The following is a 19244-nucleotide window of genomic DNA, read 5'->3' as shown; positions in this document are numbered from 1 at the left end:
GGCGGCGCCTCGTCGCCGGGTGCTCAGCGGACAGGTTCGCGTCCCTCGCCGTGCGCGGCGACGAGGGTCGCGAGCCGCTCCGCCTCCCGGGACGCCCGCGCCCCGTCGGCACGCTGGACGGCCATGACCGCGCACGTGCTGCCGTCCGCGAGCTCGAGCAGCACCCACGGATCGCCCTCCCCGAAGACGACGCCGAGGATCTGCGGCCAGGCCAACGTGCGCGCCCGCACCGGGTTGCGCACCCGGATCCCCGTCGTGTCGACGTCGGCACGCACGGTCGCGAGGCGCCACAGGATCGTGCCCACGACGGCGACGAAGAGCACCATGCTCACGACGGTGCCGCGCGTGTAGCCGACGTCGTCCCCGGGGGCGACCCAGAGCAGGACCGCCAGCCCGCACACCGCGAGTGCGAGGACGGCGAGGCCCACGACGCGCACGAAGCGCGGCCGGAAGGGCTCGTACAGGTGCTCGACGCTCACGCGTGGGCGCCCCTCGCTCGCGAGGTCATCCCGGCTCGCCCTCTCCTCGTGGCGGTTGGAGTGTCAGATGCGGCAGGCGTGGATCGACGTGACGAGGATCGCGCGGGCTCCCACGTCATAGAGGGCGTCCATGACCTTGTTCGTGTCCGCACGCCGGACCATGGCGCGGACGGCGGCCCAGTCGCGGTCGTGCAGCGGAGAGACGGTCGGGGACTCGAGGCCGGGCGTGATCGCGACCGCGGCGTCGACGAGCTCGACGGGCACGTCGTAGTCCATGAGCACGTACGAGCGCGCGGTGAGCACGCCCTGGAGGCGCCGCGTGAGGGTCTCCAGACCGGCGGGGACGTCGGCGTCGCGGCGGCGGATGAGCACCGCCTCGGACTCGAGGATCGGTGCGCCGAAGATCTCGAGGCCCGCGGCCTTGAGCGTGGTCCCGGTCTCGACGACGTCCGCGATGACCTCCGCGACCCCGAGCTTCACGGAGCTCTCCACCGCGCCGTCGAGGTGCACGATCGCCGCGGGGGTCACACCCTGCTCGGCGAGGTAGGAGCCCACGAGGACCGAGTAGGACGTGGCGACCCGACGACCGTCGATCTGCGCGACCTCGGTGATCGATCCCGTCGGCGCCGCGAAGCGGAACGTGGACCGGGCGAACCCGAGCGGCAGGTGCTCCTCGGCGGCCGCCCCGGAGTCGAGCATGAGGTCCCGGCCGGTGATCCCCGCGTCGACCGTCCCGGCACCGACGTAGACGGCGACGTCACGGGGGCGCAGGAAGAAGAACTCGACGTCGTTCTCCGGGTCGGCGAGAACGAGCTCGCGTGTGTCACGGCGCTGACGGTAGCCCGCCTCACGCAGCATCTCGGACGCCGGTTCGGACAGTGAGCCCTTGTTGGGGACGGCAATGCGGAGCACAGGATCCTCGCGATCAGTGATGAGTGTGGGCGCCCGACGGCACCGCGTCAGAGGTAGGAGTAGACGTCCTCGAGGCTGATGCCCTTGGCGACCATGAGGACCTGCAGGTGGTACAGGAGCTGCGAGATCTCTTCGGCAGCCTCCGCGTCGCTCTGGAACTCGGCGGCCATCCAGACCTCGGCCGCCTCCTCGACGATCTTCTTGCCGATGGCATGGACGCCGGCGTCGAGCTGGGCGACGGTGCCGGACCCGGCGGGGCGCTCCACGGACTTGGCGGTGAGCTCTGCGAACAACTCCTCGAACGTCTTCACCGGGCAAGCCTAGTCGCCGACGCAGGTCCGACGGCACGCCTGACCACGGCGACGACCGGTCGCACCGTGCGGACGCTCCTCATGCGCGGAGCCCGCGCAGCGCGAGGACCGTCGCGATCGCGGCCTCGACGGCCTCGGCTCCCTTGTCCTCGCGCGATCCCTCGAGCCCGGCGCGGTCGATCGCCTGGTGCTCCTCGTCGACGGTGAGGACACCGAACCCGACCGGGACGCCCGTGCGGACAGCGACCTCCGTGAGGCCCATCGTCGCGGCCTGGCAGACGAACTCGAAGTGCGGCGTCCCACCGCGCACGACGACGCCGAGCGCCACGACGGCGTCCACTCCGGCGGTCGTCGCGGCCACCTGAGCCGCGACGGGCAGCTCGAACGAGCCGGGCACGCGGATCTCCGTGACGTCCGTGACGTTCGCGGCAGCCAGGGCGCGGCGCGCGCCACCGAGCAGTCCGTCCATGATGACCGTGTGCCACTGCGCGGCGATGACGACCACCCGCAGGCCTGAGCCGTCGACGGCGATCGTGGGTGCTCCTGCTCCGCTCATCGCGGGTCCTCCTGGGTGTCGGTGGTGGTGGTGGCCCCGTCGGTGGTCACGTCCGTGGTCACGGTCGGGATGGGCGGCTCGACGACGACCGTCTCGAGGCGGTGACCCATCGAGACCTTCTTCGTCACGAGGTACTGGTGGTTCTCGGGCGTGTGACCCACCTCGATGGGCACCGTGCTCACGACGTCGATGCCGCTGGCCATGAGGCCCGTCGACTTCGCGGGGTTGTTCGTCAGCAGCCGGATGCGCTCGAGGCCGAGGTCGGCGAGGATCGCTGCCGCGGCGCCGTACTCCCGGCGATCGACCGGCCACCCGAGCTCGAGGTTCGCCTGCACGGTGTCCAGGCCCGCGTCCTGGAGCTCGTACGCGCCGATCTTCGCGAGCAGGCCGATCCCCCGGCCCTCGTGCCCCCGGAGGTACACGACCGCGCCCCCCTCGGCCGCGACGGTCGCGAGCGACGCCTGCAGCTGAGGACCGCAGTCGCAGCGCAGCGACCCGAAGGCGTCCCCGGTGAGGCACTCGGAGTGCACCCGCACGACGGGCAGCGACTCGGCCCCCCGCGCGGTCGTACCCACCTCGCGCGGCACGAGCGCGACGTGCTCCGCCCCGGTCCGCACGTCGCGGTAGCCGTGGATGGTGAAGGTCCCGTGAGCCGTGGGCAGCTCGGCGACGGCGGTCGGCTGGACGCGCGCCGGCTCCGGGGCCGCGTCCTCGGACGCCACGACGGGGTCGTGCTCCCGGCGCCACGTGATGAGGTCCGCGATGGTGAGCAGCACGAGGCCCTCGCGCTCCGCGAGCACCCCCGTCTGCTGCATCCGCATCATCGTGCCGTCGTCGTTGACGAGCTCCGCGATCCCCGCGACCTCGCCGAGCCCTGCGAGCCGAACGAGGTCGACCGCGGCCTCGGTGTGCCCGGCACGGTGCAGCACTCCCCCGGCGACAGCGCGCAACGGCAGCACGTGACCGGGCCGGATGAGATCGACAGGCCCGGAGGCCGGGTCGGCGAGCACGCCGAGCGTCCGGGTGCGGTCGGCCGCGGAGATGCCCGTCGTCACGCCCGTCGCGGCGTCGACGGTCACCGTGTAGGCGGTGCGCCGCGGGTCCTGGCTGTGCGGAACCATGAGCGGCAGCTCGAGGGCGTCCGCGCGCGGGCCCGGCATCGGCGCGCAGAGGTAGCCCGAGGAGTGGCGGATCGTCCACGCCACCCAGTCGGTCGAGACGTTGGAGGCGGCGAAGACGACGTCTGCCTCGTTCTCCCGGTCGGGCGAGTCCGCGACGAGCACGGGACGGCCCGCCCGCAGCGCGTCGAGCGCCTCCTCGACGGTGCCGAGGTGGACCTCGGAACGGCCGGCGGTGTCGTTGTGCGCGGTGGTCATGAGCGGGCTCCCAGGAGTCGTTCTACGTACTTGGCGATGACATCGACCTCGAGGTTCACGGGGGCACCCGGTGCGAGGGCGCCGAGGGTGGTCGCCGCGAGGGTCGTGGGGATGAGCGAGACGCCGAAGGCGTCGTCGGACACGGTCGTCACGGTGAGGGACACGCCGCTGATCGTCACGGAGCCCTTCTCGGCGATGTACCGGGTGATCGTCGGCGGTGCCTCGAAGACGAGGTCGTCCCAGCGTTCCCCCGGCGTCCGGCTGCGGAGCGTGCCGACCCCGTCGACGTGACCCTGGACGATGTGTCCGCCGAGGCGCGCGTCGGCGCGGACCGCACGCTCGAGGTTGACCGCGTCACCCGCTGACAGCGCACCGAGCGCGGTCCGGCTCAGCGACTCCGGCATGACGTCCGCGGTGAAGGTGCCGTCCTGCGGCAGCGAGGTGACCGTGAGACACACGCCGTTCACCGCGATCGAGTCGCCGAGGGCGGCGTCGGAGGTCACGAGCGGACCGCGGACGGTGAGCACGGCGTCGCCGTGCGTGGCGTCCGGGGTGCGGATGTCCGCGACGGTCCCGAGCTCTTCGATGATTCCGGTGAACATGGTGATCCTCACTGTTCGGGGTTCGGTACGGCGCGGTCCGCGCTGCGGGCACGGCGGGCGACGACGAGCACGTCGTCCCCGAGCCGCTGCACGTCGGTCGTGCGGAACCGGTGGGCATCGTGGATGGACCGAGCGCCGGTGTCGGCGACGGCGCGTCGCCCGGAGCCGAGGAACGCGGGCGCGACGTAGGAGTGGATCTCGTCGACGGCGTCGGCGGCGAGGAAGGCCGCGGCCAGGCTGGGGCCGCCCTCGACGAGGAGGTGCCGGACCTCGCGCTCCGCGAGCACCGCGAGCACCTGCGTGACGTCGTGCGTGCGGATGTGGACGAGCTCCCCGCCGGGCCCCGTCAGCCGGGCCCCCGCCGGCAGGTCGCGGTGTCCCACGACGACGCGCAGCGGCTGGTGGGCGGCGAGCGATCCGTCGGACGCGCGGGCGGTGAGCGACGGGTCGTCGACGACAGCGGTGCCGGTCCCGACGGCGATGGCGTCGACCTCGGCGCGCACGGCGTGCGCGTGCAGGCGTGCGGCCTCCCCCGTGATCCACCGGCTCGTGCCGTCCGCCGCCGCGACGCACCCGTCGAGGGTCGTGGCCGTCTTGAGGGTGACGTAGGGCGTCCCACGCCGGACGGCGGTGAGCCAGACGCGCAGCAGCTCCTCCCCCTCGTCCTCGCGCAGACCGTGCTGCACGACGACGCCGTGCGAACGCAGGTACTCGGCGCCGCCGGTCGCGGCGGGGTTCGGGTCGCCGACGGCGTGCACGACCTCAGCGACGCCAGCAGTGGCGAGCTCGTGCGAGCACGGACCCGTGCGTCCCGTGTGGTTGCACGGCTCGAGGGTGACGACAGCGGTGGCGCCCCGGACGGAGATCCCAGCGGCGGCAGCGCGGGCGAGCGCGTCGGCCTCGGCGTGGGGGGTGCCGGCTCCGCGGTGCCATCCCTCGGCGAGGACGGTGCGCGCCAGGTCGGCCGGAAGATCCGGCGGCGCGATGGTGTCGTCGTCGCGGGCGGTGCCGTCGTCCCCGAGCAGCGGGGCAAGCAGGACGCACCCCACGCGGGGGTTGGGCCCGTGGGCCGGGCCGCGCGCTGCGAGCTCCAGGGCCCGGGACATCGCACCGTCGACGGTGAGACAGCGCTGCTGCGCGCGGTCGCTCAGCTGCGTCTGGTCCATGCGCGTCCTCCGTCCCGGGCTCAGCGCTCCGGGGTGAGGGTCGACGACGGGTCAGCGCAGCGCTGACACATCACCCGCGTGCCCGGCACGGACAGCCAGGTACGCCACGAGACTCTTCCCATCCGGACTTTGACCGTCGGTCCTGGAGTTCCACCAGGTCAACCACGCCGAGGCGTGGGTCGCGGACTATGACCGCCGGCTCGGATTTTCACCGACCCCAGAGCACGTGTAGTAATCGGTCCCACTATGCCACGGGGTCGCGCGGGGGCGGGAGCGCCACGACAGTGGCGCACGTCACGTCAGTGGATGTGGGCGCGCGCCAGGTCCCGCAGCGCGTCGATCTCCGACGGGATGTCCTGCGCGCCGTAGACGGCCGAGCCGGCGACGAAGACGTTCGCCCCGGCCTCTGCGGCGCGCGCGATCGTCGAACGGGAGATCCCGCCGTCCACCTGCACCCACACGTCGAGGTCCGCTTCGCCGATAGCCCGGCGTGCCCGCTGGATCTTCGGCAGCGTGCCCTCGATGAAGGACTGACCACCGAACCCGGGCTCGACGGTCATGACAAGGAGCATGTCGATCTCGGCGAGGAGGTCGACGAACGGCTCGAGCGGCGTCGCCGGCCGCAGGGCGAGGCCGGCACGAGCACCCAGCCGGCGGAGCTCGCGGGCCAACCGCACGGGAGCAGAGGCGGCTTCCGCGTGGAAGGTGACGGACTGCGCGCCGGCCTCGGCGTACCCGGGACCCCAGCGGTCCGGGTCCGCGATCATGAGGTGGACGTCGACGGGGAGCGGGCAGACCTCGACGATCCGTTGCACGACGGGCAGACCGATGGTGAGGTTCGGGACGAAGTGGTTGTCCATGACGTCCACGTGGGCCCAGTCGGCGCCGGAGATCCGGCCCAGGTCGCGCTCGAGGTTGGTGTAGTCGGCGGACAGGATGCTCGGCGAGATGAGAGGGTCCATGGCCCCAGCCTAGGTGTGCCGGGACCGACGCACCGGCCGGCTCGGGGCGGGCCGGCCGGCGACCGCCCGGTCAGGCGGGCGGCGCGAGGCGGCGCACCAGCGTGAGGTGCATCGCGTCCGTGCCGTGCAGGTGCGGCCACAGCTGGACGTCCTGGCGGTCGGCGAGGGGCATGTCGGCACCGGCGATGCCCGTGACGAGGTCGCGCGCGTCGAGGACCTCCACGGAGCCGGCCGGCAGGCCGCGCAGGACGTCGGTGACCACGGACCGGGTCTCCGCGAGGTGCGGCGAGCACGTCACGTAGGCGACGACGCCCCCGGGCCGCACCGCCTCGAGCGCGGAGGCGAGGAGCTCGCGCTGCAGCTGGGCGAGGACCGGCACGTCGCCGGGAGTGCGGCGCCACCGCGACTCCGGGCGACGCCGGAGCGCGCCGAGCCCGGTGCACGGCGCGTCGACGAGCACGCGGTCGTAGGAGGCGGGCTCCTGGGTACCGATGTCCCGTCCGTCCCACACCTGCACCCGTTCCACCGCGTCGGCGGGCACCGCGGCGAGGGCACGCTCCACGAGGTCCGCGCGGTGCGGTTGCACCTCGTTCGCGACGATCCGCGCGCCGCGGGTCCCCGCGATCGAGGCGAGCAGCGCGGCCTTGCCCCCGGGCCCGGCGCACATGTCGAGCCACCGCTCGTCCGGTCCCTCGACGGGTGCGTCGACGAAGGCGAGCGTGACGAGCTGGCTGCCTTCGTCCTGGACCCCGGCGGCGCCGTCGCGGACCGCCGCGATCGCTCCCGGGTCGGAACCCTGGAGCACGACGGCCGTCGGCGCGTACCGGCCCGGGACCGACTCGGTGCGGGCGCCGAGCTCTTCCGCGGAGATGAGTCCGGGCCGGGCGACGAGGGTCACCCGGGGTGAGGCGTTGTCGGCCTCGAGCAACGACCCGAGCTCTTCTGCCGGGCGCCCGGAGGCGACGAGGGAGTCGCGCAACGCCCGCGTGATCCACCTCGGGTGGCTGTCGACGACAGACATCCGGCTGATCTCGTCGGACTCGCGGCTCTCGATGATCTCGAGCCAGTCCTCGAGCTCGGTGCGGGCCACCTTGCGCAGCACGGCGTTGACGAGCTGCGCGCTCCCGGCGCCGACCCGCGCGCGAGCGAGACCGACGGTCTCGGAGACGGCGGCGTGCGCCGCCACCCGCATGCCGAGGACCTGGTGCGCCCCGAGCCGCAGGACGTCGAGCACCGGCGGGTCGATCTTCTCGAGCGGGCGGTCGACGCACTCGGCGAGGATCGCGTCGTACCGTCCGCGCATCCGCAGCGTCCCGTAGGTGAGCTCGGTCGCGAACGCGGCGTCGCGCCCGCTCATCCCCCGGGATCGCAGCATCGGCGGCAGGACGAGGTTCGCGTACGCGTCGGAGTCGGCCACCTGGCGCAGGACGTCGAACGCGACCGTCCGTGCGGGGTCGGTCCCCTTGCGCCGGTCTCCCGGCGCAAGGGCCGTGCGGTCAGCGTCGCCGCGGGATCGCGCGGCTCCCCGCTCGCGCCCCCGGGCGTCACGCCGGCCCTCGGCGCCGCTCATGCGGACACCTCCTGACCGAGGCGGAACCCGGGCTCGATGCGCGCACCACGCGCCCAGTCGCTCGCGGGCATCGGCCTCTTCCCGGCGGGCGTCACCTCGCCGAGCTCGACCGGGACGGTCGCGGTGCCGACGAGGACCTGGCGCTTCGTCGCGTGCACCTCACCGGGTGCGAGCGAGAGCTCCTGAGGAGCGCCGTCCGACGATCGGGGCGCGGAGCGGTCGTCCAGGAGCCGCACGGGCCCGATGCCCAACCGGGAGCCGTCCGGGAGGGTCGTCCACGCACCGGGCTCGGGGGTGCAGCCGCGCACGAGACGGTCGACGGCGTGCGCCGGATGGGTCCACGTCACGCGTGCGTCCTGCGGGGAGAGCTTCGCCGCGAGGCTCACGCCATCGGCCGGCTGCGGGACGGCGACGAGCGCTCCGTCCTCGAGAGCGTCGAGGGTCGCGACGAGGAGCCCGGCACCCGTGCGGGAGAGCCGGTCGAGGAGGTCCCCGGCCGTGTCGCGGGGTCGGATCGTCTCCGTGGCGGTGCCGAGGACGGGCCCGGTGTCGAGCCCCTCCTCGATCCGGAACGTACTCGCGCCGGTGACCTCGTCGCCGGCGATGACGGCCCGCTGCACCGGCGCAGCGCCCCGCCACGCGGGCAGCACGGAGAAGTGGAGGTTGATCCACCCGTGCTCGGGGATCCCCAGGACGTCGGCTGGCAGGATCTCGCCGTACGCGACCACCGGGGCACAGTCGACATCGAGCGAGGTGAGGAGCTCGACGAAGCCCTCAGAGCGTGGACGGTCGGTGAGGACGGGGATCCCCGCCTCCTCGGCCCGGACCCGGACCGGGCTCGGGGCCAGCTGGCGGCCCCGCCCGGCGCGGGCGTCCGCCCGGGTGAGCACCGCGACGACCTCGTGCCGGGAGTCGATGAGGGCCTCGAGGGCTGGGACAGCCACGGCCGGGGTCCCGGCGAAGAGCAGACGCATGAGGCCATTCTACGAGCCGGAGCACGGGCCCCCCGGTCAGAGCATCTCCTTGGGGTCGAGCATGACCGAGACGAGACCGGCTTCGCGCCGCGCGCTGGCGACGGCCAGCGCACCTGACATCGCGCGCGCCAGGTCCCGTCCCCGCGCGACGGGGACGCGGACGATCGCCCGGACCGGGGCCTCGAGCGCACCGCCGGTGCGCTCGGTCGCGCGGCGGGTCTGGCCGGGTCCCGGCGCGCCCCGGCGGTCGGATGTCTCGGGCAGCTCGACGGGTCCGAGGACGGAACCGCCCTCCGGGAGGGTCACCCGGGAGAGGAAGAGGGCGACCGCGTGGCGGTCACCGGTGACGGACGCGATCCGCACGGCGGGCGGCATCTGGAGCTCGACGCGCTCGTCGAGCTCCCGCTGGGCGAGACCCGCCGGGTCCCATCGGACGAGGGCGTTCGTGGGTGTGGGGGCGGCGTCACCGACGAGGAGGAGACGGCCACCGGCGGTCGAGGGCCGCACGAGCGCGCCGGCGGCCAGCCACCGGTGCAGTGCCTCCTGGTCGGTGTAGAGGCCGACGTGACTCGTGGACACCGCGGCGTCGAGAAGCACTCCCACCGCGTAGCCCGCCGCTGCGACCGGCTCCGCGCCCGGTGTCGCGACGACGAGGGCCGGAGTGTCGGGGACCTGGGCGATCACTCCCGCCGCTGAGCGCGCCCCGGAGACCCGCACGGGGACGCCGGGGAACGCCCGTCCCAGCTCCTCGGCCGTCCGGTCGCTGCCCACCCGCACCGAGCGCAGGCCCGTCGCCGAGCACTCGGGGCACCGCCACCCGCCCGCCAGGGCGCCGCACCAGGAGCACTGGGGCACGGCGTGCGCGCCCGAGAGTGCGAGCGGCCCGGAGCACACCGCGCACCGCGCTGCCGTCCGGCACCGCACGCACGCGACGACCGGGAGGTACCCGCCCCGGGGAACCTGGACGAGCACGGGGCCGCGGGTAAGCCCGGTGGAGATGGCCTTCCATGCGGCCCCGGGAAGCCGCGCAGCCCCCGCGGGACCCTCCCGGGCGACATCGACCGATGTCAATGGCTCGACGCGCGGCGTGCGGGCTCGCACGACGGCCCGCTCCGCCACGAGCTCGCGTGCCCAGCCGCTCACGACGAGCGCCTGCGCGTGGATCGAGCGGCTCAACGACCCCACGAGCACGGCGCACCCCGTCTGCTCGGCCCGCAGGGCGAGCACCTCGCGCACGTGCGGGTACGGAGCCCGGCGCTCCTGGTGCATCGGGTCGATGTCGTCCCAGCACACGACGAGACCGAGGCGGTGCACCGGTGCGAAGGCCGCCGCACGGGTGCCGATGACGATCGATGCCTCACCCCACAGCGCGGCGAGGAAGCTGCGGTACCGAGGGGTCGGCCCCAGGTCGGCGCTGAGCCGGACGAACGCCACGTCCGGCGCCGACTCCCGGGTGGGTCCGGCCAGCTCCGCCACGCCAGCCTCGACGAGGGCGGCGGCGAGCCGGTCCACGTCACGGGCATCAGGCAGCACGACGACGACGCCGCGGCCACCTTCGGCCACCGTCCGCGCGACCTCGGCCAGTGCGGCCGGCCACCCGGCGACGGGTCCCACGCCCGGCAGGGCGCTCCACACGGCGCGCGGGCAGTCGCCGGCGGCCAGGCGGGAGAGGAACGCCTCTCCCCCACGGATGTCCGACCATGCCGACGCGCCACGGCCCGGGGCCGCGTCACCGGTCACCCCGACGTCAGCCACCATCGCGCCGCTCTCGCGGCCACCAGCCGGGCCGGCGGGACGCGCGGGGGCCGAAGCAGGGACGGAGGGCACCTCCCCTTCGACCCGTGCCAGACGCGGGGGGACGGCCAGACGCAGCACGTCCGTGAGCGATCCCGCGTAGTAGTCGGCGACCCGGCGGCTCAGCGCGGCGATCTCGGGAGAGAGCACGACCTCGGGCGAGACGACGCGGCGCAACGCCACGAGACCGCCCTCGTGCGTCGTCCGGTCGGCGCGCTCGATGATGTACCCGTCCACGTCGCGCGGTCCGAACCGCACCTTGACGCGCACGCCCGGCAGCGCGGTCTCGGACAGCGCTTGCGGGACGGTGTAGTCGAACAACCGGTCGAGGTGGGGCGGGGAGACGTCGACGCACACGCGGGCGATGGGCAGGTGCGTCGCGAGCGGCACCCCCGTCTCGCTCCGCGGGGTGGTCGTGCCGCGCGCCGTCGACCCCGCGCCCATCCCGGGCAGGGTGAGCTGCTCGCCGGGATCAGGTGTCATCGCGGAGGTGGCGCCGGTCGTCAGATCGCGGCCTGCAGGTCCGCGACGCGGTCGGTGCGCTCCCAGGTGAAGTCGGGCAGCTCACGACCGAAGTGTCCGTAGGCGGCCGTCTGCTCATAGATCGGGCGGAGGAGGTCGAGGTCCCGGACGATCGCGCCGGGTCGCAGGTCGAACACCTCGCGGATCGCCGCGGTGATCCGTTCGAGCGGCACGCTCTCGGTGCCGAAGGTCTCCACATAGAGACCCACCGGTTGCGCCTTCCCGATCGCGTACGCGACCTGGACCTCGCAGCGGCGCGCGAGGCCGGCGGCGACGACGTTCTTCGCGACCCAGCGCATCGCGTAGGCCGCCGACCGGTCCACCTTGGAGGGGTCCTTGCCGGAGAACGCTCCTCCGCCGTGGCGGGCCATGCCACCGTAGGTGTCGACGATGATCTTGCGCCCCGTGAGCCCTGCGTCGCCCTTCGGGCCGCCGACGACGAACGTTCCGGTGGGGTTGACGATGAGCCGGTGCCCGGCGCTGTCGAGGTCGAGCTCGCTGAGCACGGGGGCGACGACGAGCTCCGCCACCGCAGCGGCGAGATCGTCCTGCAGCACCCCTGGGTCGTGCTGCGTCGACAGCACGACCGTGTCGAGCCGGACGGCACGGTCGCCGTCATACGCGATCGTCACCTGCGTCTTGCCGTCCGGACGCAGCCCCGGGATGATCCCCTGCTTGCGGACCGCGGCGAGGCGCTCGGCGAGGCGGTGCGCGGCGTAGATGGGCAGCGGCAGGAGCGTGGCCGTCTCGTCCGTGGCGTACCCGAACATCAGACCCTGGTCCCCGGCGCCCTGCGTGTCGAGCGGGTCGTGGTCGTTCGCGTCGATCCGCTGCTCGAGCGCTTTGTCGACGCCCTGCGCGATGTCCGGCGACTGCTGGCCGATGGACACGGAGACCCCGCAGGAGTCGCCGTCGAACCCGATGGCGGACGAGGTGTAGCCGATCTGCTTGACGACCTGGCGCACGATCGCGGGGATCTCGACGTACGCCTCCGTGGACACCTCGCCGGCGACGTGCACGAGGCCGGTCGTCACGAGGGTCTCGACGGCGACACGGGACGTCGGGTCCTGCTCGAGGAGCGCATCGAGGATCGCGTCGGAGATCTGGTCGCAGACCTTGTCCGGATGCCCCTCCGTCACGGACTCGGACGTGAAGAGGCGCAGGGAGTCAGTCATGAGCCAAGGATACGGTCTCGTCAGGGTCGCCCGGTGGGGCGTCCACAGTGGCTCACTGCCCCCGGAGCACGTCCACCACGGCGTCGAGGACGACGTCGGCGACACGGTCCTTGGTGCCGGCCGCAGAGGCCAGCACCGTGCCGTCGGGCCCGAGGATGGTCACCTCGTTGTCGGGGGTGCCGAACGCGCGTCCCCCGGAGACGTCGTTGACGACGAGCAGGTCGGCGCCCTTGCGGACGGCCTTGGCGCGGGCGTGCGTGAGCACGTCGCCGTCCGCGTCACCGGTCTCGGCCGCGAAACCGACAACGACCTGGCCGGCGCGCAGCCGGTCGGCTGCGAGCTCCGCGAGGACGTCCGGGTTGGCGACGAGCTCGATCGTCGGGACGACGCCGTCGGAGCGCTTCTTCATCTTGTGCGGGGCGGTGTCCACGGGGCGGAAGTCGGCGACCGCCGCGGCCATGATGATCACGTCGGCGGTCGGTGCGGCGGAGCGCACCGCGGTCCGCAGCTCCGCGGTCGTCTCCACGGGCACGACGTCGATGCCGTCAGGTGGCGCCAGCGAGGTGTTCGCGGCGACGAGCGTCACCTGGGCACCCCGGCGCCGGGCAGCGGCCGCCAGCGCGTGGCCCTGCATCCCTGTGCTGCGGTTGCCGAGGTAGCGCACCGGGTCGAGCGGTTCGCGCGTCCCGCCCGCGGAGACGACGACGTGGCGCCCCTCGAGGTCGCGACGTGGCTCGCCGACGGACGGTTGAGGCGCTGCGGGTGCGGACGGCTCGACGAGTGCCAGCGCGGCGGAGAGGATCTCTGCGGGCTCGGGGAGTCGACCGGGGCCGGAGTCCGCGCCGGTGAGCCGGCCGACGGCCGGGTCGAGCACATGGATGCCCCGGGAGCGCAGCGTCGCGACGTTCGCCCGGGTGGCAGGGTGCTGCCACATCTCCGTGTGCATCGCTGGCGCGACGAGCACGGGACAGCGGGCGGTGAGCAGCGTCGCGGTGAGCAGGTCGTCCGACCGTCCGGTGGCCATCCGCGCCAGCAGGTCAGCGGTGGCGGGCGCGACGACGACGAGGTCGGCCCCCTGTGCGATCGCGACGTGCTGCACCTGGGGCACCTCGTCGAAGACGCTCGTGCTCACCGGCTGACCGGAGAGTGCCTCCCAGGTCGGCGCACCGACGAACCGCAGGGCAGCGTCGGTCGGGACGACACGCACGCTGTGCCCGGCCTCGGTGAGGGCGCGCAGGAGCAGCACGGCCTTGTAGGCCGCCACTCCCCCGCTGACGCCCAGGACGATGCGCATACAGCTCGCCGTTGTCAGCGCTTCTTCGGAGAACCCTTGGGTGTCGGCTCGGTCGCCTCGATCGTCAGGAGTCCGGCGTTGATCTCACGCATCGCGATCGACAGCGGCTTCTCCTGGTGGCGGGTCTCGACGAGCGGGCCGACGAACTCGAGCAGGCCCTCGTGGAGCTGCGAGTAGTACGCGTTGATCTGGCGGGCGCGCTTGGCGGAGTACACGACGAGGGCGTACTTGGAGTCCGCACGCTCGAGCAGGTCGTCGATGGGCGGGTCGGTGATGCCGACGGGGGCGGCGACGGTTCCAGACACAGATGACTCCAGAGGATGCAGGGGCGGGACCCCGCGCTGCGGACGGTGCGCGGGCGGGGCAGTCAGTCCGCCAGTCTACCCGGCGGCGGGCCCTGGGGCGACGAGCCCCATGATCGACATGATCTCGTCCGTCGCGCGGTGGACGTCGTCGTTGACGACGACGTGGTCGAACTCGGGCTCGGCCGCGAGCTCCACGCGCGCTGTGGCAAGTCGCCGCTCGCGCTCCTCCGGGCCCTCGGTGCCGCGCCCGACGAGGCGCCGCTCGAGCTCCTCCCAGCTCGGTGGGGCGAGGAACACGAACCGGGCGTCGGGCATGCTCTCCCGCACCTGCCGCGCGCCCTGGAGGTCGATCTCCAGGAGCGCGGGAACGCCCTCCGCGAGCCGCTCCTCGACGGCCCGGCGAGGCGTGCCGTAGCTGTTCTGCCCGTGCACCACGGCCCACTCGAGGAGCTCGCCGCGCTCGACCATCTCAGCGAATCGCTCCGGTCCGACGAAGTGGTAGTGCACCCCGTCGATCTCCCCGGGCCGTGGGTCCCGTGTCGTGGCCGAGACGGACAGCCACACCTGCGGATACCTGGCGCGGATGTCCGCGGAGACGGTTCCCTTGCCGACAGCCGTGGGTCCCGCCAGGACCGTCAGACGAGCGGGCTGCGGTCCGGGGAGGGGCGAAGCAGAGATGATCAACCAAACCTTTCGATGAGGGCAGCCGCCTGGTGCGGGCCCAGTCCGCGCACTCGGCGGCTCTCGGCGATGCCGACCTCCGCCATGATGGCGCGCGCCTTGACCTTGCCGACACCGGGCAGGGACTCAAGCAGCGACACGACCTTGAGCTTCCCGATGACATCGTCGGTTCGACCCTGGGTGATGACGTCGGAGAGTGCCCCTGAAGAATACTTCAGACGGTTCTTCACCTCCGCCCGGGCCCGGCGTGCAACTGCGGCTTTCTCGAGCGCGGCGGTCCGCTGCTCAGGGGTGAGCTCAGGTAATGGCACTCCGGTCACCTTCTTTGGGGACGGACGGAAAACGTCTCTGTGAAACTAGCCACGTTTCCGCTGGTCGGCAAGGCGAACGCGAGTACCGAGCGCTCCGGCTGCATCGTCCGCCGCGCGACGCGCCGCCGCGAGCAGCGCGCGCGTGTCCGGACCGGCGCCCAGGACCCCGCGCGACGACGAGGCCAGAACCTGCGAACGGGCGTCACCGAAGACGGCCGCGAGCTCTGCCGACCCCGCGCCCTGGGCGCCGACGCCGGGGGCCAGCAACGGTCCCCCGACCGCGAGGTCGACGCCGGCGCGCGCTGCCGCGTCGCCGATCGTCGCACCGACGACGAGCCCCACGGACCCGAGCGTCCCCCGGGCGGCCGCCTCGGTGTTGAGCGCGGCGACCTCCGCCGCGATCGACGCCGCCACGGTCGTCCCCTCGGCCGTCCTCGCGTGCTGGACCTGCGGGCCCTGCGGGTTGGAGGTGAGGCACAGGACGAAGAGTCCGCGACCGCTCGACGCGGCTGCCTCGATCGCGGGCGCGAGCGACCCGAACCCGAGGAACGGGGACACCGTGAGCGCGTCGCCCGCAAGGGGCGACCCCTCGCGCAGGTACGCGTCGGCGTACCCGTCCATGGTCGAGCCGATGTCGCCCCGCTTAGCGTCGACGATCGTCAGCGTCCGCGCCGAGCGCGCGACGGAGACGACCTCCTCGAGGACCGCGACACCTGCCGAGCCGTGACGCTCGAAGAGCGCGGACTGCGGCTTGAGCGCCGCCACCTGCCCACCGAGCGCATCGAGGACGGTGAGCGAGAAGTCCCGCAGACCCCGGGCGTCGTCGGGGAGCCCCCAGGCGGCGAGGAGCCCGGGGTGGGGGTCGATGCCCACGCACAGCGGACCGTGCGCGGTCATCGCCGCCGCGAGCCGCTCACCGAAGGGCGCGGTCACCGCGGGGCCTCACCGAGGTCGTACTCCTGCAGGCTGCGCACGTCGAAGGGGCCGGCGAGGACGGCCTCGATGCCCTGGACCGCCGCCGCCATCTGGGCGACGGTCGTGACGATCGGCTTGTCGGCCGCCGTCGTCGCCGCGCGGATCTCGTAGCCGTCTGCGCGTGCTCCCTGCCCCGACGGGGTGTTGACCACCATCGCGACGCGGCCCTCGGTGATGAGGTCGACGATCGTCGGCTCTCCCTCGGCGCTGCGCCCCTCGGAGTACTTGCGCACCACGGTGGACTCGATGCCGTTGCGACGCAGGACGTTCGCCGTGCCGGCCGTGGCGAGGATCTCGAAGCCCAGCTCCGCGAGACGCTTGACCGGGAAGACGATGCCCCGCTTGTCGCGGTCGGCGACGGACACGAACACGGCACCGCTCGTGGGCAGCCCCCCGAACGCGGCAGCCTGGGACTTGGCGAACGCCGTCGGGAAGTCGACGTCGAAGCCCATGACCTCGCCCGTCGAGCGCATCTCCGGGCCGAGCACCGTGTCGACCGCGACGCCCTCGGTCGTGCGGAACCGCTTGAAGGGCAGCACGGCCTCCTTGACGGCGATCGGAGCGTCGAGGTCGATCGTCCCGCCGTCGCCGGTGAGCGGGAGCACGCCGGAGGCGCGCAGGTCCGCGATGCTCCGCCCCGCCATGACGAGCGCCGCAGCCTTGGCGAGCGAGACGCCCGTCGCCTTGGACACGAACGGGACGGTCCGCGACGCGCGGGGGTTGGCCTCGAGCACGTAGAGCACGTCGGAGACGAGGGCGAACTGCACGTTGAGCAGCCCGCGGACACCGACGCCCTTGGCGATCGCCTCCGTCGAGCGGCGGATCCGCTCGATCTCCGACTCGCTGAGCGAGACGGGCGGCAGGACGCACGCCGAGTCACCGGAGTGGATCCCGGCCTCCTCGATGTGCTCCATGACACCGCCGAGGAACATCTCCACGCCGTCGTACAGGGCGTCGACGTCGATCTCCATGGCGTCGTCGAGGAACCTGTCGATGAGGATGGGCGCGAGGTGGCCCCCCGCGAGGGCGACCTCCCCGAGCGCCCGCTCGACGTACCCGGTGAGCTGCTCCTCGCTGTACACGATCTCCATGCCGCGTCCGCCGAGGACGTAGGAGGGACGGACGAGGACGGGGTAACCGATCCCTGCCGCGACCTCGCACGCCTTGGCGAGCGTCGTGGCCGTGCCGAACGCAGGCGCGGGCAGCCCCGCCTCGGCGAGCACGCGGCCGAACTCGCCGCGGTCCTCCGCCGCGTCGATGGCCTCGGGTGACGTGCCGAGGATCGGCAGACCGGCGTCGGCGAGACGCTGTGCGAGCGCGAGCGGCGTCTGCCCACCGAGCTGGACGATGATGCCCTTGACGGGGCCCGCGGCGAGCTCGGCCTCGTACACCTCGAGCACGTCCTCGAACGTCAGGGGCTCGAAGTAGAGGCGGTCCGCGGTGTCGTAGTCCGTCGAGACCGTCTCAGGGTTGCAGTTGACCATGACGGTCTCGTACTCGTCCTTGAGGGCGAGCGCGGCGTGCACGCACGAGTAGTCGAACTCGATGCCCTGGCCGATGCGGTTGGGGCCGGAGCCGAGGATGATCACGGCTTCGCGCTCACGCGGGCGGACCTCGCTCTCGAGGTCGTAGCTCGAGTAGTAGTACGGCGTCTCGGCCTTGAACTCCGCCGCGCAGGTGTCGACCGTCTTGAACACGGGACGCACACCCAGGGCGCGCCGCACCTCGCGGACCGTCGCCTCACCGGCACCGCGCTCGCCGCGGATGCCCCGCAGGCTCGCGACCTGGGCGTCGGACAGGCCGTGGCGCTTGGCACGCTCGAGCACGACGCGCGTGAGGGCGTGGGCTGACGCGACCTCGGCGGCCACCTCGTTGACGAGCTGGATCTGGTCGAGGTACCACGGGTCGATCTTCGTCGCCTCGAACACCTGCTCGATGCTCGCGCCCGCGCGCAGCGCCTGCTGCGTCTGGACGAGACGGCGCTCTGTGGGACGCGCGATCTCGACGAGCAACGCGTCGAGCGCCTCACCGGAGACGGGCTCGCCGTCCCAGTGGAACTGTGCCCCGGTCTTGTCGATCGAGCGCAGCGCCTTGCCGAGGGCCTCGGTGAAGTTGCGGCCCATCGCCATGGCCTCGCCGACGGACTTCATCGTCGTGGTGAGCGTGTCGTCGGCTGCGGGGAACTTCTCGAACGCGAAGCGTGGGACCTTCACCACGACGTAGTCGAGGGTCGGCTCGAACGACGCCGGCGTGGAGCCGGTGATGTCGTTCGTGATCTCGTCGAGGGTGTACCCGACGGCGAGCTTGGCGGCGATCTTCGCGATGGGGAACCCGGTCGCCTTGGACGCCAGCGCCGACGACCGCGACACGCGGGGGTTCATCTCGATGACGACGACCCGGCCCGTCTCGGGGTGCACGGCGTACTGGATGTTGCAGCCACCGGTGTCGACGCCGACCTCGCGGATGACGGCGATGCCGATGTCCCGCAGGTTCTGGTACTCACGGTCGGTGAGGGTCAGCGCGGGGGCGACCGTGACCGAGTCGCCCGTGTGCACGCCCACCGGGTCGACGTTCTCGATGGAGCACACGACGACGACGTTGTCCGCCTTGTCGCGCATGAGCTCGAGCTCGTACTCCTTCCAGCCGAGGATCGACTCCTCGAGGAGCACCTCGGTCGTCGGCGAGTACTGCAGGCCCTGGCCGACGATGCGGCGCAGGTCCTTCTCGTCGTACGCGATGCCCGACCCGAGGCCGCCCATGGTGAACGACGGCCGCACGACCATCGGGTACCCGAGGTCGTCGGCGGCCGCGAGGGCCTCCTCGACCGTGTGGATGATCTCGGAGCGCGCCGACTCCCCGCCGCACTTCTCGACGACGTTCTTGAACTGGAGGCGGTCCTCACCCTTCTGGATCGCCGGGATGTTCGCCCCGATGAGCTCGGCCCCGTACTTCTCGAGGATCCCGGCCTCGTCGAGCGAGATCGCGGCGTTGAGCGCCGTCTGCCCGCCGAGCGTCGCGAGGACGGCGTCGGGACGCTCCTTCGCGATGATCGACTCGAGGACGTCGGTGGTGATCGGTTCGATGTACGTGGCGTCCGCGAACTCCGGGTCCGTCATGATCGTCGCCGGGTTGGAGTTGACGAGGATGACCCGCAGGCCCTCCTCCTTGAGCACGCGGCACGCCTGGGTGCCGGAGTAGTCGAACTCCGCGGCCTGACCGATGACGATCGGGCCGGACCCGATGACCAGGACGGAGGTGATGTCGGTTCTGCGAGGCACG

General features: G+C 72.9%; 18 protein-coding genes and 1 riboswitch. All 18 genes read right to left on the bottom strand.

Annotated features, from left to right (window positions below; genetic code table 11):
* Window positions 1–23 precede the first annotated feature (23 nt).
* The 18 genes from AC54T1_RS07035 to carB all read right to left on the bottom strand — a co-directional run bounded on the left by AC54T1_RS07035 (window position 24) and on the right by carB (window position 19243).
* A complete protein-coding gene (locus tag AC54T1_RS07035; RefSeq protein ID WP_484344509.1) occupies window positions 24–479 on the bottom strand; it encodes a PH domain-containing protein in 456 nt (151 codons plus the stop codon).
* Between the two features lie 63 nt (window positions 480–542).
* A complete protein-coding gene (gene hisG, locus AC54T1_RS07030; RefSeq protein WP_496911499.1) occupies window positions 543–1391 on the bottom strand; it encodes an ATP phosphoribosyltransferase in 849 nt (282 codons plus the stop codon).
* 47 nt (window positions 1392–1438) lie between these two features.
* A complete protein-coding gene (locus AC54T1_RS07025) occupies window positions 1439–1702 on the bottom strand; it encodes a phosphoribosyl-ATP diphosphatase (protein ID WP_484344511.1) in 264 nt (87 codons plus the stop codon).
* 79 nt (window positions 1703–1781) lie between these two features.
* Window positions 1782–2258 carry a 6,7-dimethyl-8-ribityllumazine synthase gene (ribH, locus tag AC54T1_RS07020; RefSeq protein WP_484344512.1) on the bottom strand — a complete coding sequence of 159 codons (477 nt, stop codon included), beginning with the start codon at window positions 2256–2258 and terminating at the stop codon, window positions 1782–1784.
* A complete protein-coding gene (ribA, locus tag AC54T1_RS07015) occupies window positions 2255–3634 on the bottom strand; it encodes a GTP cyclohydrolase II (protein WP_484344513.1) in 1380 nt (459 codons plus the stop codon). Before ribA ends, ribH begins: the two co-directional genes overlap by 4 nt.
* Window positions 3631–4236, bottom strand: a complete 606-nt coding sequence (locus AC54T1_RS07010; RefSeq protein WP_496911498.1) for a riboflavin synthase — start codon at window positions 4234–4236, stop codon at window positions 3631–3633. The genes ribA and AC54T1_RS07010 overlap by 4 nt, the downstream gene beginning before the upstream one ends.
* Before the next feature lie 8 nt (window positions 4237–4244).
* Entirely contained in the window at window positions 4245–5402 is a 1158-nt protein-coding gene (ribD, locus tag AC54T1_RS07005; protein WP_496911497.1) for a bifunctional diaminohydroxyphosphoribosylaminopyrimidine deaminase/5-amino-6-(5-phosphoribosylamino)uracil reductase RibD, read from the bottom strand.
* 105 nt (window positions 5403–5507) lie between these two features.
* A riboswitch (FMN riboswitch) is annotated at window positions 5508–5631 on the bottom strand.
* A gap of 70 nt (window positions 5632–5701) precedes the next feature.
* Window positions 5702–6364 (bottom strand): ribulose-phosphate 3-epimerase, encoded by a 663-nt coding sequence (gene rpe / locus AC54T1_RS07000; RefSeq protein WP_496911496.1) that lies wholly within the window; start codon window positions 6362–6364, stop codon window positions 5702–5704.
* 70 nt (window positions 6365–6434) lie between these two features.
* Entirely contained in the window at window positions 6435–7934 is a 1500-nt protein-coding gene (locus AC54T1_RS06995; protein ID WP_496911495.1) for an RsmB/NOP family class I SAM-dependent RNA methyltransferase, read from the bottom strand.
* Window positions 7931–8908 (bottom strand): methionyl-tRNA formyltransferase, encoded by a 978-nt coding sequence (gene fmt / locus AC54T1_RS06990; protein ID WP_484344518.1) that lies wholly within the window; start codon window positions 8906–8908, stop codon window positions 7931–7933. The genes AC54T1_RS06995 and fmt overlap by 4 nt, the downstream gene beginning before the upstream one ends.
* A 36-nt stretch (window positions 8909–8944) precedes the next feature.
* Complete coding sequence (locus AC54T1_RS06985) at window positions 8945–11185, bottom strand: primosomal protein N' (protein ID WP_496911494.1); 2241 nt, start codon at window positions 11183–11185, stop codon at window positions 8945–8947.
* 20 nt (window positions 11186–11205) lie between these two features.
* Window positions 11206–12399, bottom strand: coding sequence for a methionine adenosyltransferase (gene metK, locus AC54T1_RS06980; protein WP_484344520.1), 1194 nt, complete (start codon window positions 12397–12399; stop codon window positions 11206–11208).
* A gap of 52 nt (window positions 12400–12451) precedes the next feature.
* Window positions 12452–13693: a bifunctional phosphopantothenoylcysteine decarboxylase/phosphopantothenate--cysteine ligase CoaBC gene (gene coaBC / locus AC54T1_RS06975; RefSeq protein WP_496911493.1), complete on the bottom strand. Its 1242-nt coding sequence runs from the start codon at window positions 13691–13693 to the stop codon at window positions 12452–12454.
* A 14-nt stretch (window positions 13694–13707) separates the two neighbouring features.
* A complete protein-coding gene (gene rpoZ, locus AC54T1_RS06970; RefSeq protein WP_484344522.1) occupies window positions 13708–13998 on the bottom strand; it encodes a DNA-directed RNA polymerase subunit omega in 291 nt (96 codons plus the stop codon).
* 75 nt (window positions 13999–14073) lie between these two features.
* Complete coding sequence (gene gmk, locus AC54T1_RS06965; RefSeq protein WP_484344906.1) at window positions 14074–14676, bottom strand: guanylate kinase; 603 nt, start codon at window positions 14674–14676, stop codon at window positions 14074–14076.
* A 2-nt stretch (window positions 14677–14678) separates the two neighbouring features.
* The gene (gene mihF, locus AC54T1_RS06960; protein ID WP_484344523.1) at window positions 14679–14990 is read right to left on the bottom strand and encodes an integration host factor, actinobacterial type; all 312 of its coding nucleotides are present in this window, start codon (window positions 14988–14990) and stop codon (window positions 14679–14681) included.
* A 45-nt stretch (window positions 14991–15035) separates the two neighbouring features.
* Complete coding sequence (gene pyrF / locus AC54T1_RS06955) at window positions 15036–15923, bottom strand: orotidine-5'-phosphate decarboxylase (protein ID WP_496911492.1); 888 nt, start codon at window positions 15921–15923, stop codon at window positions 15036–15038.
* A complete protein-coding gene (carB, locus tag AC54T1_RS06950) occupies window positions 15920–19243 on the bottom strand; it encodes a carbamoyl-phosphate synthase large subunit (protein WP_496911491.1) in 3324 nt (1107 codons plus the stop codon). Before carB ends, pyrF begins: the two co-directional genes overlap by 4 nt.
* Window position 19244: the final 1 nt, after the last annotated feature.

The organism is Sanguibacter sp. Z41_6, from assembly GCF_059621145.1.
This window is presented reverse-complemented; position numbering and strand designations above follow the sequence as displayed.